Below are 13,638 nucleotides of genomic sequence, written 5' to 3'. Positions count from 1 at the left end.
ACGCGGGAGCGGTCGGCGTGGGAGAGGAGCAGGTTGTCGAACTCGGGGAGCAGGCGGGTCGGGGCCGGGGTCTCCGGGTCGGGACGGGGCGCGTCGGGGAGGTCGAAGAGTTCGCCACCGCTCTCGTCGCGGAAGGTGACCAGCTCCGGGCGCAGCCGCTCGAACGCCTCGCGCAGCCGGGTCAGCCCGGCCCAGGTCTGCATGTCCTTGACGGAGGCGGGTCCGAAGGCGGCGAGATAGCGGCGTACGACGGTCTCGGGCGCCGGGGCGGGCGCGGCGGGGCGGCCCAGCCAGTGCTCGGCGGTGGTCAGCGCGACCTGGCCGCTCCTGCCCCACAGTCCGCGCGGGGTGACCTGCACCAGCGGCAGCCGGCAGCGCGCGGCGATACCGAGGGCGAGCGGATCGGCGTCGGGCCACTCGACGAGCAGGGCCTCGCGCAGCTGCTTGAGGGTGCGCGGCTCGTCCTCCACCAACTCCCGGGCGAGGGAGGTGAGCCGGTCCAGGTCGACGCCGACGAGGCCCTTGCGGAACAGCTGCAGTTCCCGTTCACGGGCGGGCTGCACGAGGGGCCGCAGGGTGAGGCAGTCCTCGGCGGTGTGGGTGTGGATGGTGGACCGCATGGTGACGATCCGGACGACGGCGCGCTCCGCCATCAGCGTCGACAACTGCTCGGGGGCGAAGCCGTCCAGGCGGGCGGCGAGGGCGTAGTACGGCGGTTTGACGTTCTGTGCCTGGAGCCCGAGCAGATGCTCGACGGCACCGCTCACCGGCAGCTCGGCCACGGGCGTGCGGCGCAGCAGCAGCTGCCGGGCGAGGGTGGCGCGGTTGAGGGCGCGGGCGCCGAGCAGGGGTGCGGTCGAGGTCGCCTTCTTCGTCATGAGGGAAACGCTAGCGACCCTTGCGGACAGCTTCTGTCCGCGACGCCCGGAGAGAGGGACAGGGACTGTCCGCGACGCCCGGGGAGAGGGACAAAGGCTGTCCGCGGCGCCCGGCGAACGGACAGAAGCAGTCCACGACGCCCGGCGGAACGGACAGAGACTGTTCGCGACGCCCGGCGGGATCGGAACTCCCGGGGCCCGTGCCACGGTTTGCCCCGGATATCCTGCTCGAAGATCACACAGACAGATGTGCGACTCCGGAGGCGAACCGATGGCCGAACGACGTGCCCGCCCAGCCTCGAAGAGCGCCAGGGGGTCGGTCTGGCGCCGCGCGCTGACCCCGCCCGCGCCGCCGGCGGGCCGACCGCCCGCGCCCCGTCCCGGACCGGCGGAACCGGAGCGGCCGGACCGGGCGGCCAGTGTCGTGCAGGCGGTCCTGTACGAGGACGGCGTAAGGGTCGCCGCGCCCGCGTCGCTCGCCGAGACCTACCGCGCGCTGCGGGAGGCACCGTCGGGCATGGCGTGGATCGGGCTGGCCCGCCCCACCGAGGGTGAACTGCTCTCGCTGGCAACGGAGTTCGACCTCCATCCGCTCGCCGTCGAGGACGCGATGGAGGCCCATCAGCGACCCAAGCTGGAGCGCTACGGCGACACCCTGTTCGTCGTTCTGCGGGCGGCCCGCTATCTCGACGCGCCGGAGGAGGTCGACTTCGGTGAGCTGCACGTGTTCGTGGGCCCGGACTTCGTCATCACGGTCCGGCACGGCGCGGCGCCGGACCTGTCGGCGGTGCGCCGCCGTATGGAGGAGACCCCGGAACTGCTGAGGCTGGGTCCGGAGGCGGTGCTGTACGCCATCCTCGACGCGGTGGTGGACGACTATGTGCCGGTCGTCGCCGGCGTGCAGAACGACATCGACGAGATCGAGACCGAGGTGTTCCGGGGCGACCCGGAGGTGTCCCGCCGCATCTACGAACTCTCCCGTGAGGTCGTCGAGTTCCAGCGGGCCACCCGCCCCCTGGTCGGGATGCTGCACGGCCTCATGGCCGGTTTCACCAAGTACGAGACGGACGACGAACTCCAGAGCTACCTCCGCGACGTCGCCGACCACGTCACTCACACCAGCGAACGCGTCGACGGCTTCCGCCAGGCCCTCACGGACATCCTCACGGTGAACGCGACGCTGGTGACCCAGCAGCAGAACGCGGAGATGCGGGCCCTGGCGGAGGCGGGCTTCGAACAGAACGAGGAGATCAAGAAGATCTCCTCCTGGGCGGCGATCCTCTTCGCCCCGACGCTGGTCGGGACGATCTACGGGATGAACTTCGAGCACATGCCGGAGTTGCACTGGGTGTTCGGATACCCATTTGCCATTGTTCTGATGGCGGTTGTTTGCACCAGTTTGTACTTCATCTTCAAGCGGCGGGACTGGCTCTGAGTAGTCGGCCGGGAAGTCGGCTTCTTGAGGCGTCCACGCTCCGACTGCGGGACTGAGGGCGCCTTCCAAGGCCGCTGGGGAGAATCTGGGGAGAATGAGCCGGGCTCCGCTTCCGCGACTCCTCCCCAGCCCCGTCCGGGCGCCACCTCGCCACGGCCGGCCACCAAGCGCTCGTCGACACGGAGAGTAGGCGAGCCCCTGTCCGGTGGAACGCCAAGGAGGGGTGCAGCATGGCTGCACCCCCTTCTCACAGGCTTCGAAAATTTTCAGGCATCCGCGCCGACACTGCGAGGCCGCCTGAACAGAGCCTCGATCGCGCTGTACCCCTTGCCTCCCGCCTCGGGCATGAAGTGGGCGTAGTAGTCGAGGGTGATGGTCGGGCTGGAGTGCCCGAGCCAACGGGCGAGCGTAACCACGGACTCGCCGGCCTCGAGGACGATCGAGGCGTATGGCACGCCAGCGAGGCCGAGCCCAAGACGCGTGCCCGGCTGGAGACCCGGTGTCCCTGGAGAACCTGGTCGCTGCGGCCCGCACGGTCCTCGGCGAGCGGACCAGGATCGCCGTCGCCTCGCGCCCAGTAGGCCCGGGAGCCGTACGAGGGCCCGAAGGCCACATCGCCCGCAGCCGTGCGCAGGCCGACTGCCTTGTCGGGGACCGCCCTTCGAAACAACGGACGGCTGGACCGCCCCGCGGACGTCAACTCCCGGTCTGTAACGGCCCGTAGGGCAGTGTCCCAACAGCCAATACCGCACCGGATGCCCCACTCGCTACGGTCGAAGCGCAGGACCCCTTCCACCACTGCGGCGCCATCGGTGTCGCCCACGAAGTCTGCCTCCACAGCGATGGCGGCCTCTTCGTCGAGGCCAAGGACCGGAGCGTCCTCTGCCCAGCGTTTACGCCCGTGTCCACAGCGACACGCAGCACCACCAGTCCCTGACGATCCGCCTCTGGGCACAGCCCTGTGTCCAGTACGCCCTTCCGCATCCGAAAGGCATTCCGCATGAGCCTGCGCAGCACGCAGATATCCGTCGTCGCGGCAGCGGCCGCCCTTGCCCTCGTCGCGCCCGCGTCCGCCGCCACAGCCGCGACCCCGTACGAAACCGGCTCCAGCCACGCCGCGCCCTCGGACATCGCCACGGTGCTGGCTTCCCTGCGTGATCGGGGAGTCGCGCAGGGGGCCGGAAGCCTCGACGACCTCGTCCGTAAGGCATCGGCTCCCGGTCCGGCGGCCACGGCGGCGAAGGCCGCCAAGCTGCCCAAGTGCCGGGGCACGTTCCGCCACACGACCGGCACGGTCACTCTCCAGGAGTCCAAGAAGTACGGGATCCCCTGGGGCGTGAAGCTCTCCAAGAAGATCGCTCCGCAGGGGATCATCCTTTTCAAGGCCCAGATCTTCGCCAACAAGCGTGAAGCCAACGTCTACGCACCCCACACGGAGCCCTGGAACTACCACTTCCACGGACCGCTGCCCCGCACGTTCGACCCCAAGGGCAAGGCCAAGAAGTACACGATCAAGCGTGGCGACGAGGTCTCCTTCCTCTGGACATGGAAGTCGGTCAGCAAGCCGAAGGCCAGCGGATACCGCTTCGTCAACTGCAAGTTCAGCGCCTAGCAAGCGATTGGGTAGGCTCCGCAGTCATGCCGACGCAGCCAGAAGAGATCTTCGAGTCTGTAGCCCATGACCTGCGCGTATGCGGATTCTCCGCCCGACTGGAGTACGGAGCCGAAGGCGTCGACGATCCCGACAACTGGCGCACACTCGTCATCGGCGGCACCCGTATCGCTCCCGTGGAGTTCTCCCCAGAGGTTGCCGACGAGCCCCTGGGGGTCGCTGTGCGGCCGGTCGCGTTCCACGTCCAGGCAGCCCTTCTGGAAAACATGCAGATCCTTCGCGGCAGGCAGCCCTGGCCTGCCTGCCGCGAAGGACACCCGCATCCCATGGAGTTGTCGACAGAGGGCGAGGAGGACTGGCCGGCCTGGCGCTGTCCCAAGAACCGCGCGTACCGTCTCCCCCTAGGCCAACACCCGGGGCAACAGCACGCACCAGAACGGCCGACGGGGCACTGATCGCGAACGCGGCCCAGCTTCCTGCCGGCCGCCCCCGTCGAGCGCTCGTGGGTCATGGCCCACTACCGCGTGTGTGCCAACCTCGCCCGCGCGATCCTCGTGGCGGGCCCGCACCGCACCGCCGCCGCCCGCCTCTCCTGTTGGCACGCGTCGCCCGTCGCCCGTCGCGGCCGGGCTCATGGACCCTCATCCAGGGTTGATCCCGGCGGCCACCTCATGCGAGCGGGCCAAGGCACCCGTGGTTCGACCGCCAGCAGGGCTATGACGTTACGGTCACTTGCCCGTCCGGCTCCGACTCGGACTCCGAGGGCGGCCGGTTGGCCGCCGCCATCGGCACGCTCAGCACCATCGTGAGGCCGCCGCCCGGTGTGTCCTCGGCGTGGAGGGTGCCGCCGATGGCCTCGGCGAAGCCGCGGGCCACCGCCAGCCCCAACCCCACACCGGCACCACGCGGAGCGTCGCCGTAGCGCTGGAAGGGTTCGAAGATGCGGTCCTTGGCCTCGTCGGGGACACCCGGGCCGCGGTCCACGACGCGCACCTCCACCCGGTTCGCGATGGCGCTCGCCGAGACCAGGACCGGAACGTCCGCGGGGCTGTGCTTCACCGCGTTCTCGACGATGTTGGCGACGGACCGCTCCATGAGGCCCCGGTCGACGGCGACCATGGGCAGCGTCTCGGGGATGTCCAGATCCACACTGCCCTCGGAGACACCGCCGAGGGCCATCGGGATGACCTCGTCGACATCGGTCTCACGGATGATCGGGGTGACGGTGCCGGTCTGGAGTCGGGACATGTCGAGGAGGTTGCCGACGAGATGGTCGAGGCGGTCGGCGCCCTCCTCGATGGCCTCCAGCAGTTCCGCCTGGTCCTCCTGCGACCACTCGACGTCGTCCGAGCGCAGGGAGGTGACGGCCGCCTTGATGGCGGCGAGCGGGGTGCGCAGGTCGTGGCTGACGGCGGCGAGCAGCGCGGTGCGGATGCGGTTGCCCTCGGCGAGCGTGCGGGCCTGGTCGGCCTCCTGCTGGAGGCGTCGACGGTCCAGGACGACGACGGCCTGGGCGGCGAAGGCCGCGAGGACGCGGCGGTCCTCGGCGGGTGGTACCCGTCCGGTCAGCGCGAGGGTCATGTGGTCGCCGACCGGTACGTCGACGTCCGCCTCCTCGGGGGTGACGCAGGGGCGGGGGCCCACGCTGCCGGCGCAGGTCCACGGCTCCACGTCGCTCGCGCGTTCCAGCAGGGCCGCCGATTCCATGGCGAAGGTCTCGCGGACCCGTTCCAGCAGCTCCTCCAGGCTGGTCTCGCCGCGCAGGACGTTGCCGGCCAGGTAGGAGAGGATCTCCGACTCCGCCCGGAGGCGGGCGGCCTGGTGGGTGCGGCGGGCGGCGAGGTCGACGACGGAGGCGACGGACACCGCGACACCGACGAAGATCGCGATGGCGACGATGTTCTTCGGGTCGGCGATGGTGAGGGTGTGGACGGGTGGGGTGAAGAACCAGTTCAGGAGGAGGGAGGCGGTCACGGCCGAGGCCAGTGCCGGGAAGAGCCCGCCCAGCAGGGCCGCCGCCACCGTCGTCGTCAGCAGCAGCAGCATGTCGTTGGCGAGCCCGACGTCCGGGAAGACGCCGCTCAGCAGCCAGGTCAGCAGCACAGGGCCGCCGAGTCCGACGAGCCAGCCCCAGATCAGGCGGGCTCGGCCGAGGCGTGCGCCCCGGGCGACCGGGAGTCCGCGCCCCTTGCCCGCCTCGTCGTGGGTGATGAGGTGGACGTCCAGGTCGGGACCGGAGTCCCGGGCGACGGTCGCGCCGACGCCCGGTCCGAAGACGTACTGCCAGCCTTTGCGGCGGGATACGCCGAGCACGATCTGGGTGGCGTTGACCCCGCGCGAGAAGTCGAGCAGCGCGACCGGTATGTCCTCGCCGACGACCTGGTGGAAGGTGCCGCCGAGGTCCTCGACGAGGGTGCGCTGGACGGCCAGCTCCTTGGGCGAGGCCGCGGTCAGGCCGTCGCTGCGGGAGATGTAGACGGCCATCACCTCGCCGCCGGCGCCCTTCTCCGCGAGCCGCACGGCCCGGCGGATCAGCGTCCGGCCCTCCGGTCCGCCGGTCAGCCCGACCACGATCCGCTCTCGCGAGCCCCAGATCTTCGACACCCGGTGCTCGCTGCGGTACTCGGTCAGGTAGGCGTCGACCCGGTCGGCCACCCACAGCAGCGCCAGTTCGCGCAGCGCGGTCAGGTTCCCTGGCCGGAAGTAGTTCGACAGGGCCGCGTCGACCTTGTCCGGCTTGTAGATGTTGCCGTGGGCCATCCGCCGCCGCAACGCCTGCGGGGACATGTCGACCAGCTCGATCTGGTCGGCCCGCCGTACGACTTCGTCCGGCACGGTCTCCCGCTGCCGTACGCCCGTGATCGACTCCACGACGTCGCCGAGCGACTCCAGATGCTGGATGTTGACGGTCGATATCACGTTGATCCCGGCGGCCAGCAACTCCTCCACGTCCTGCCAGCGCTTGTCGTTGCGGGAGCCGGGAACGTTGGTGTGGGCGAGTTCGTCCACGAGCACCACTTGGGGGTGCCGGGCGAGGACGGCGTCCACGTCCATCTCCGTGAAGACGGTGTCCCGGTACTCCAGTTCCCTGCGCGCGATCTGCTCCAGACCGTGCAACATCACCTCGGTACGCGGACGGCTGTGATGCTCGACGAAGGCCACGACACAGTCGGTACCCCGCTCCACGCGGCGGTGCGCCTCGGACAGCATGGCGTAGGTCTTGCCGACGCCGGGGGCCGCGCCGAGGTAGATCCGGAGCTTGCCGCGTGCCATGTTCATCCTTCGAAGCGATAGCCCATACCGGGCTCGGTGATGAGATAGCGGGGGTGGGCGGGGTCCGTTTCCAGCTTGCGACGCAGCTGGGCCATGTACACCCGCAGGTAGTTGGTCTTGTTGCCCTGGGTGACGCCCCAGACCTCCTGGAGGAGGTGTTTCTGTGTGATCAGCCGTCCCGGGTTGGTGACCAGGATCTCCAGCAGATGCCACTCGGTCGGGGTGAGGCGTACGTCGTGACCGTCCCGTACGGCCGTCTTGGCCAGCAGGTCGATGGTGAAGGCGTCCGTCTCGACGAGCGTCGTCTCGGGCGCGAGCGCGATGTCCTCGGTGCGGCGGACGGCGGCCCGGAGCCGGGCGAGGAGTTCGTCCATGCTGAACGGCTTGGTGATGTAGTCGTCGGCGCCCGCGTCGAGGGCGGCGACCTTCTCCTCGGACGCCTGGCGGGCGGAGAGCACCATGATCGGCACCCGGGTCCAGCCGCGCAGCGCCTCGATGACCTCGACTCCGTCCATGTCGGGCAGCCCGAGGTCGAGCAGGACCACGTCGGGCTGTCGCGCGGCGGCCAGCCGGAGCGCGGTGGCACCGTCGGGGGCCGCGTCGACCCCGTACTGACGTGCCTGGAGATTGATGATGAGGGCCCGTACGAGCTGCGGGTCGTCCTCCACCACCAGCACCCGTGTCATGGGTGTGCGCCTTCCTGTCGTACGTCGGGCCATGAACGCCGGTGGCCGTGCGCCCGGCACTCATGCGGGCGGGAGTCGGCGGTTCCCGGCTCCCCGCCCGGACCGCCGACTCCCCTGTGGAGCGTGCGCTGCCGTCAACCCTTGGCCAGCAGACCCTTGAGCGCGATGTTGAGTTCGAGGACGTTCACACGCGGCTCCCCGATGAAGCCGAGGGTGCGGCTCTCGGTGTGGTCGTCGACGAGCTTCTGCACCTGATCGGCGGAGAGGCCGTTCTGCTCGGCGACCCGGTGGACCTGGAGGTCGGCGTAGGCCGGGGAGATGTCCGGGTCCAGGCCGGAGCCGGAGGACGTCACCGCGTCGGCCGGCACCTCGGAGGGCTTGACCTTGTGGTCGGCGGTCGAGTTGTCCTTGACGACGGCGGCCTTGGCGGCCTTCACCCAGTCGATCAGGTCCGCGTTGTCGGCGGACCGGTTGGTGGCGCCGGACAGGATCAGCTTGTACTGGGTGTTGACGCTGTTGGTGCCGAGACCGTTCTGGGGGCGGCCCTGGAACCACTTCAGGTCGGGCTCCGGGGTCTCCTGGCCCTCCTTCAGCGGCAGGTTGTACGACTGCCCGATGAGCGAGGAGCCGACGACCCTGCCGGTGTGGTCCTTGATCTCGGAGCCGTTCGCCTTGTCGTTGAACAGCGCCTGGGCGAAGCCGGTGACGACGAGCGGGTAGAGGACGCCCGTCACCAGGGTGAGGACGAGGAGGGCGCGCAGGCCCGCTCCGAACAGCCGGGCGGTGTTGATGACCGTGTTTTTCATGGCGCTCAACCGATTCCGGGGATGAGGGAGATGAGCAGGTCGATGAGCTTGATGCCGATGAAGGGGGCGATCAGTCCGCCGAGGCCGTAGACGGTGAGGTTGCGGCGGAGCAGCTTGTCGGCGCTGACCGGCCGGTACTGCACGCCCTTCAGGGAGAGCGGCACCAGCGCGACGATGATCAGCGCGTTGAAGATGACAGCGGAGAGGATCGCGGAGTCGGGCGAGGACAGGCCCATGATGTTGAGCTTGTCCAGGCCCGGGTAGACGGCCGCGAACAGCGCCGGGATGATCGCGAAGTACTTCGCGACGTCGTTGGCGATGGAGAACGTGGTCAACGCGCCCCGGGTGATCAGCAGTTGCTTGCCGATCTCGACGATCTCGATCAGCTTGGTCGGGTTGGAGTCGAGGTCGACCATGTTGCCGGCCTCCTTGGCGGCCGACGTACCGGTGTTCATCGCGACGCCGACGTCCGCCTGGGCCAGCGCGGGCGCGTCGTTGGTGCCGTCACCGGTCATCGCGACGAGCTTGCCGCCGGCCTGCTCCCGCTTGATGAGGGCCATCTTGTCCTCGGGGGTGGCCTCGGCGAGGAAGTCGTCGACGCCCGCCTCCTCGGCGATCGCCCGGGCCGTCAGCGGGTTGTCGCCCGTGATCATGACGGTCTTGATGCCCATGCGGCGCAGTTCGTCGAACCGCTCACGCATGCCCTCCTTGACGACGTCCTTGAGGTGGATGACGCCCAGCACCCGGGCGCCCTCGGCGTCCTCGACCGCCACCAGCAGCGGGGTACCACCGGCCTCGGAGATCCGGTCGGAGAGGGTGCCCGCGTCCTCGGCGACCCTGCCGCCCTGTTCCCGGACCCAGGCGATGACGGACCCGGCCGCGCCCTTGCGGACCTTGCGCCCGTCGACGTCCACGCCCGACATACGGGTCTGGGCGGTGAACGCGATCCACTCGGCGCCGGGCAGCTCGCCCTGCACGCGCTCGCGCAGACCGTACTTCTCCTTGGCGAGTACGACGATGGAGCGGCCCTCGGGTGTCTCGTCGGCCAGCGAGGAGAGCTGGGCCGCATCCGCGACCTCGTCCTCGGTGGTGCCCTCGACCGGCACGAACTCGGCGGCCTGCCGGTTGCCGAGCGTGATCGTGCCGGTCTTGTCGAGGAGCAGGGTCGAGACGTCACCGGCGGCCTCGACGGCCCGACCCGACATGGCCAGCACATTGCGCTGGACCAACCGGTCCATGCCCGCGATGCCGATCGCCGACAGGAGCGCGCCGATCGTCGTCGGGATCAGGCAGACCAGCAGGGCCACCAGCACGACCATCGTGAGATGCGTGCCCGCGTAGTCCGCGAACGGCGGCAGGGTCGCCACCGCCAGCAGGAACACGATCGTGAGCGACGCCAGCAGGATGTTCAGCGCGATCTCGTTGGGCGTCTTCTGGCGTGCCGCGCCCTCGACCAGGTTGATCATCCGGTCGATGAAGGTCTCGCCCGGCTTTGTCGTGATCTTGATGACGATGCGGTCGGAGAGAACCTTCGTGCCGCCGGTGACGGCCGAGCGGTCACCGCCGGACTCCCTGATGACGGGCGCGGACTCACCGGTGATCGCCGACTCGTCCACGGAGGCGACGCCCTCGACGACGTCACCGTCGCCGGGGATGATGTCGCCCGCCTCGCACACGACCAGGTCACCGATCCGTAGTTCGGTGCCGGGGACGCTCTCTTCGGAGTCCCCGGCGAGCCGCCGGGCCACGGTGTCGGTCTTGGCCTTGCGCAGGGTGTCGGCCTGCGCCTTGCCCCGTCCTTCGGCGACCGCCTCCGCCAGGTTCGCGAAGATCACCGTCAGCCAGAGCCAGGCGCTGATGGTCCAGCCGAACCAGTCGGTCGGGTCCTTGAAGGAGAAGAGCGTGGTCAGCACGGACCCGACCAGCACCACGAACATCACGGGCGACTTGATCATCACCCGCGGGTCGAGCTTGCGGAAGGCGTCCGGCAGCGACTTCAGCAACTGCTTGGGGTCGAAGAGGCCCGCGCCCACGCGGCCCTCGGCGGGCTTGTGCCCGGTGGGTACGTCGCTGTGCGGCGCCCGGGTCGGGGTGGCTGTGGACATCGTGTCCTCTTGCTTCGTTACATCGGTGGTCATGACGCCAGCCCCTCTGCCAGCGGGCCCAGCGCGAGCGACGGAAAGTACGTCAGCCCGGTGATGATCAGGATCGCGCCCACCAACAACCCGGTGAACAGGGGCTTTTCGGTGCGCAGGGTGCCCGCGGTGGCCGGGACCGGCTTCTGCTCGGCGAGCGATCCGGCCAGCGCCAGCACGAACACCATCGGCAGGAACCGGCCGAGCAGCATCGCGATGCCGAGCGTGCTGTTGAACCACTGGGTGTCCGCGTTCAGTCCGGCGAAGGCCGAGCCGTTGTTGTTGGACGCCGAGGTGTAGGCGTACAGGATCTCGGAGAATCCGTGCGCGCCGGAGTTCGTCATCGAGTTGCCCGGGGTGGGCAGGGCCATCGCGGCGGCGGTGAGGACGAGCACCAGGGCCGGGGTGATGAGGATGTAGCAGGCCGCGAACTTGATCTCACGGGTGCCGATCTTCTTGCCCAGGTACTCGGGGGTACGGCCCACCATCAGCCCGGCGATGAACACCGCGATGATCGCCATGATCAGCATGCCGTAGAGGCCGGAACCGACGCCGCCGGGCGCGATCTCACCCAGTTGCATGCCGAGCATCGTGATCCCGCCGCCGAGACCGGTGAACGAGGAATGGAAGGAGTCCACCGCGCCGGTCGAGGTGAGCGTGGTCGCCACCGCGAAGATCGACGAGGCGCCGACACCGAACCGGTTCTCCTTGCCCTCCATGGCTCCGCCGGCGATCTCGAACGCCGGGCCGTGGTGGGCGAACTCGGTCCACATCATCAGGGCGGTGAACCCGAGCCAGATGGTGGCCATCGTGGCGAGGATCGCGTAGCCCTGCTTGACCGAGCCGACCATGACACCGAACGTCCGGGTGAGGGCGAACGGGATCACCAGCAGCAGGAAGATCTCGAAGAGGTTGGTGAACGGGGTCGGGTTCTCGAACGGGTGGGCGGAGTTGGCGTTGAAGATGCCTCCGCCGTTCGTGCCGACCTCCTTGATGGCCTCCGTCGAGGCGACGGCCCCGCCGTTCCACTGCTGGGAGCCGCCCATGAACTGGCCGACCTCGTGGATGCCGGAGAAGTTCTGGATCGCCCCGCAGGCGACCAGCACGATCGCCGCGACGAACGCGAGCGGCAGCAGGATGCGGGTCACCCCGCGCACCATGTCCGACCAGAAGTTCCCCAGCTCACCGGAGCGGATGGGGGTCCCCCCGCTCATGGGGGTCCCCCCGCTCGAGCGAAGCCGAGAGTGGGGGAGAAGCCGAGAGTGGGGGAGCGCGAAACCACGTACGAGCGCGACCGCCACCGCCATGCCCACGGCAGCCGAGACGAAGTTCTGCACGGCCAGCCCGCCGACCTGCACGACGTGGCCCATGGCCTGCTCGCCGTAGTACGACTGCCAGTTGGTGTTCGTCACGAAGGACGCGGCGGTGTTGAACGCCTGGTCCGCGTCGATGGAGGAGAAGCCCAGCGAGCCCGGCAGGACACCCTGGAGCCGCTGCAGCAGGTAGAGGAAGAGCACACCGACGGCCGAGAAGGCGAGGACGCCGCGCAGGTACGCGGGCCAGCGCATCTCGGTGTCGGGGTTGGCGCCGATGCCCTTGTAGATCCACTTCTCGACACGCCAGTGCTGGTCGGCGGAGTAGACCTTGGCCATGTAGGTGCCGAGGGGACGGTAGGCGAGCGCCAGTGCCGCGATGAGCGCGAGCAACTGGAGCACGCCGGCGAGTACGGGACCCATATCGCTGGTCAGAACCTCTCCGGGAAGATCAGGGCGAGGACGAGATAACCCAGCAGGGAGACGGCCACGACCAGGCCGACGATGTTCTCGACGGTCACAGCTTCGTCACCCCCTTGGCGACGAAGGCCACCAGCGCGAACACGGCGATCGTGGTGACGACGAAGGCCAGATCGGCCATCGCGGACTCCTGGAGTGAGGTTCGGGAAGAACGGACAGTTAGAGGAAACCGCGACTCTGGCCGGATTCGGTCGGCCATTGACGGCTCTCATACGGCGGCCCGCACACCTTTGACGGGATCCATACGGCCCTGGCCGTCATCGGTGGCGGGGGTCACGTGGCGGTGCGGATCGGCCCGCTCACAGCAGCCGGAAACGCAGCCGGCAGATCGCGGCGTCGGTCTCGCGACGTACGGCGTGCGCGACGACCGCGCCCCGCTGGTTCTGCAGCAGCCGCTGCCACAGCCGCTCGGGCTCGGCCTCCGGAATCAGGACGGTGACCCGGGTGCCAGGCTCCGCGGCCGCTTCACGGACGTACGTGTCGATGGGGCGGCCCAGGCTGCGGCGCTCGGACGTCAGACGGGAGAGGGCGGCGTCTACCTTCTCGGGCACGTGGATGTTGCCGTGCGCCATACGGCGTCGCAGCCCCTCCGGCGGCATGTCCACCAGCTCGACCTGATGGGCCCGCCGCACGACCTCGTCGGGCACCGTCTCGTGCTGCGGCACATGGGTGATCTTCTCGGCGACGTCGTTGAGGGACTCCAGGTGCTGGATGTTCAGCGCCGCGATGACGTCGACACCGGCGGCGAGCAGCGCCTCGATGTCCTGCCACCGCTTGGGGTGGCGGCCGTCGCCGGGAACGTTGCTGTGCGCGAACTCGTCGACGATCGCCACCTGCGGGCGACGGGCCAGCACCGCGGCGAGATCCACCTCCTCGAACCGTGCTCCGTGGTGGGTACAGCGGGCGCGTGGAACGGTCTCCAGGCCGTGGAGCATCGCCTCCGTGCGCGGGCGACCGTGGCACTCGGCGAACGCCACGACCACATCCTCCCCGCGCTCGGCACGCCGCCGCTCCTCGTTC

Annotated in this window: 11 protein-coding genes and 2 pseudogenes; 3 read left to right on the top strand and 10 right to left on the bottom strand. The window is 69.4% G+C overall.

Features of this window, described 5'->3' with window-relative positions; translation table 11 throughout:
* The coding region (locus AOK23_RS02725; RefSeq protein WP_055711138.1) for a winged helix DNA-binding domain-containing protein at window positions 1-878 on the bottom strand (878 nt) is incomplete at its 3' end.
* A gap of 271 nt (window positions 879-1,149) precedes the next feature.
* Here AOK23_RS02725 and AOK23_RS02720 point away from each other — a divergent pair.
* Window positions 1,150-2,313, top strand: coding sequence for a magnesium and cobalt transport protein CorA (locus AOK23_RS02720; protein WP_206336103.1), 1,164 nt, complete (start codon window positions 1,150-1,152; stop codon window positions 2,311-2,313).
* Window positions 2,314-2,579: 266 nt separating this feature from the next.
* Here the strand turns inward: AOK23_RS02720 and AOK23_RS02715 are convergent.
* Window positions 2,580-2,762, bottom strand: a pseudogene (locus AOK23_RS02715) (integrase); the annotation flags it as partial.
* Between the two features lie 551 nt (window positions 2,763-3,313).
* On the opposite strand from AOK23_RS02715, the gene AOK23_RS02710 reads away from it, so the two are divergent.
* Together AOK23_RS02710 and AOK23_RS47625 are read left to right on the top strand one after the other, a co-directional pair.
* Window positions 3,314-3,925 carry a hypothetical protein gene (locus tag AOK23_RS02710; RefSeq protein ID WP_055711135.1) on the top strand — a complete coding sequence of 204 codons (612 nt, stop codon included), beginning with the start codon at window positions 3,314-3,316 and terminating at the stop codon, window positions 3,923-3,925.
* Window positions 3,926-3,951: 26 nt separating this feature from the next.
* The gene (locus tag AOK23_RS47625) at window positions 3,952-4,380 is read left to right on the top strand and encodes a hypothetical protein (RefSeq protein WP_157877920.1); all 429 of its coding nucleotides are present in this window, start codon (window positions 3,952-3,954) and stop codon (window positions 4,378-4,380) included.
* Between the two features lie 259 nt (window positions 4,381-4,639).
* Here the strand turns inward: AOK23_RS47625 and AOK23_RS02700 are convergent, their stop codons facing one another.
* The 8 genes and pseudogenes from AOK23_RS02700 to AOK23_RS44355 form a co-directional block, all read right to left on the bottom strand.
* The gene (locus AOK23_RS02700) at window positions 4,640-7,198 is read right to left on the bottom strand and encodes a sensor histidine kinase (protein ID WP_055711133.1); all 2,559 of its coding nucleotides are present in this window, start codon (window positions 7,196-7,198) and stop codon (window positions 4,640-4,642) included.
* Window positions 7,199-7,200: 2 nt separating this feature from the next.
* Window positions 7,201-7,884, bottom strand: coding sequence for a response regulator (locus tag AOK23_RS02695; protein ID WP_055711132.1), 684 nt, complete (start codon window positions 7,882-7,884; stop codon window positions 7,201-7,203).
* 134 nt (window positions 7,885-8,018) lie between these two features.
* Window positions 8,019-8,690: a potassium-transporting ATPase subunit C gene (locus AOK23_RS02690; RefSeq protein ID WP_055711131.1), complete on the bottom strand. Its 672-nt coding sequence runs from the start codon at window positions 8,688-8,690 to the stop codon at window positions 8,019-8,021.
* A gap of 5 nt (window positions 8,691-8,695) precedes the next feature.
* On the bottom strand, window positions 8,696-10,828 hold the full coding sequence (kdpB, locus tag AOK23_RS02685; RefSeq protein WP_240496223.1) for a potassium-transporting ATPase subunit KdpB: 2,133 nt from the start codon (window positions 10,826-10,828) through the stop codon (window positions 8,696-8,698).
* Window positions 10,825-12,561: a potassium-transporting ATPase subunit KdpA gene (gene kdpA, locus AOK23_RS02680; RefSeq protein WP_055711129.1), complete on the bottom strand. Its 1,737-nt coding sequence runs from the start codon at window positions 12,559-12,561 to the stop codon at window positions 10,825-10,827. Before kdpA ends, kdpB begins: the two co-directional genes overlap by 4 nt.
* An 8-nt stretch (window positions 12,562-12,569) precedes the next feature.
* Window positions 12,570-12,659, bottom strand: a complete 90-nt coding sequence (gene kdpF / locus AOK23_RS02675) for a K(+)-transporting ATPase subunit F (RefSeq protein ID WP_037690246.1) — start codon at window positions 12,657-12,659, stop codon at window positions 12,570-12,572.
* Window positions 12,656-12,817 carry a hypothetical protein gene (locus AOK23_RS48750; RefSeq protein ID WP_206336102.1) on the bottom strand — a complete coding sequence of 54 codons (162 nt, stop codon included), beginning with the start codon at window positions 12,815-12,817 and terminating at the stop codon, window positions 12,656-12,658. Before AOK23_RS48750 ends, kdpF begins: the two co-directional genes overlap by 4 nt.
* A 322-nt stretch (window positions 12,818-13,139) precedes the next feature.
* Window positions 13,140-13,637: pseudogene (locus AOK23_RS44355) on the bottom strand (histidine kinase); the annotation flags it as partial.
* Window position 13,638: the final 1 nt, after the last annotated feature.

It is taken from the genome of Streptomyces torulosus (genome assembly GCF_001419765.1).
GTDB lineage: Bacteria > Actinomycetota > Actinomycetes > Streptomycetales > Streptomycetaceae > Streptomyces > Streptomyces torulosus.
Note: the sequence above shows the minus strand (reverse complement) of the source record. Positions and strands in the feature narration are given on the sequence as shown.